The sequence below is a fragment of the Gordonia asplenii genome (assembly GCF_012933505.1).
GTDB lineage: Bacteria > Actinomycetota > Actinomycetes > Mycobacteriales > Mycobacteriaceae > Gordonia > Gordonia asplenii.
Genome location: NZ_JABBNB010000079.1, coordinates 1 through 1,126 on the forward strand (window position 1 = coordinate 1; position 1,126 = coordinate 1,126).

2 protein-coding genes are annotated in these 1,126 nt (G+C 65.4%); one reads left to right on the forward strand and one right to left on the reverse strand.

Annotated features, from left to right (window positions below):
- Nucleotides 1–58: 58 nt before the first annotated feature.
- On the reverse strand, nt 59–457 hold the full coding sequence (locus tag HH308_RS29260) for a RidA family protein (protein WP_170197814.1): 399 nt from the start codon (nt 455–457) through the stop codon (nt 59–61).
- A 130-nt stretch (nt 458–587) separates the two neighbouring features.
- Here HH308_RS29260 and HH308_RS30070 point away from each other — a divergent pair, with 130 nt between their 5' ends.
- Complete coding sequence (locus HH308_RS30070; RefSeq protein WP_246284939.1) at nt 588–1,052, forward strand: LuxR C-terminal-related transcriptional regulator; 465 nt, start codon at nt 588–590, stop codon at nt 1,050–1,052.
- The last annotated feature ends 74 nt before the right edge of the window (nt 1,053–1,126 follow it).

Below are 1,126 nucleotides of genomic sequence, written 5' to 3' on the forward strand. Positions count from 1 at the left end.
GCGAGTCGACGAACCTAAACCGATCCCGAAAGGCCACGTGGCCGTGTGGCTTCCGCGATCAGCGCATGATCGCCGCCGTAGCGCTCAACTCCACCAATGCGCCCGGCACACCCAGCTCCGCGAACAGCGCCGAAACCAACGGTGGTGTTTCCAGTGTGCCGAGGGTTTCGACGGCTGCTCCGTATCCGGCGGTGATGTCGACGCCGGGGGCCAGGACGAGCGAGATATGCACGACGTGCTGCAGTCCAGCGCCCGCGGCGTCCAGCGCGGTGATCAGATTCGACATCACTTTGCGGACTTGCGCCGCCACGTCGTCGGGTCCGACCAGGGTGCCGTCGGCGTCGACGGCATTCTGGCCGCCGACGATGATCGTCGTGGCGCCCGGCGGGATGACCGCGATATGGCTGAAAGCGGGACTGCGGACGAGGCCTGCTGGGCGAAGTAGTTCGATGGTCATGACCCGACCGTAGCGGGTGTACCGGTCAGGAACGGTCCGGATTAAATCGCAGGTCCGACTTGGCAAGCTGACATTAGTATTCTAATCTCTGCATATAGGATTCGATGCCGGTCCTGGTGGGAGGACGATCATGACTGCGACGACGGGTGCGTCATCGGGGATGCGTGAGTGCGACGACTCGGCTCGCCGCAATCGCGAAGCGTTGGAACGCCTGTCCCAGCGCGGGTTGATGCCGGCTCCGGTCCAGACGATGTGGCCGATCGACCGGACGCGGCACGGACTTGCGCTGGTGGGACGCGCCCGGCCGACACGCCGGGTCGAGCCGATGCCGGATCGAAATCCGTCCCAGACGTCGGCGCCAGATCTACCTAGGCCGGCACTGTCGCCGCGCGAGATCGAGGTGCTGCGCGCGTGGCTGGTCCTCGACTCCAAACTCGCTGTCACCGAGACGCTGAACATCGCCATGGGCACCGTCAACACGCATCTCACGCGAATCCGGGCGAAGTACTCGGAGGTGGGGCGCCCGGCACCGACCAAGGCGTCGCTGGTGGCGCGGGCGGTTCAAGACGGTCATATTTCGCTGGACGAGTTGTAGGTCCGAAGCTCGTGTCTCGCTTCGGCACTCGGTTCGGGTAGCGGGGTGGTCGCGTCGGCAGCATCCATCTCCGC

Bases quoted from the DNA above. Each gene is read 5' to 3' on its own strand.
- HH308_RS29260 (WP_170197814.1), bottom strand. From the start codon at position 457: ATGACCATCGAACTACTTCGCCCAGCAGGCCTCGTCCGCAGTCCCGCT.
- HH308_RS30070 (WP_246284939.1), top strand. From the start codon at position 588: ATGACTGCGACGACGGGTGCGTCATCGGGGATGCGTGAGTGCGACGAC.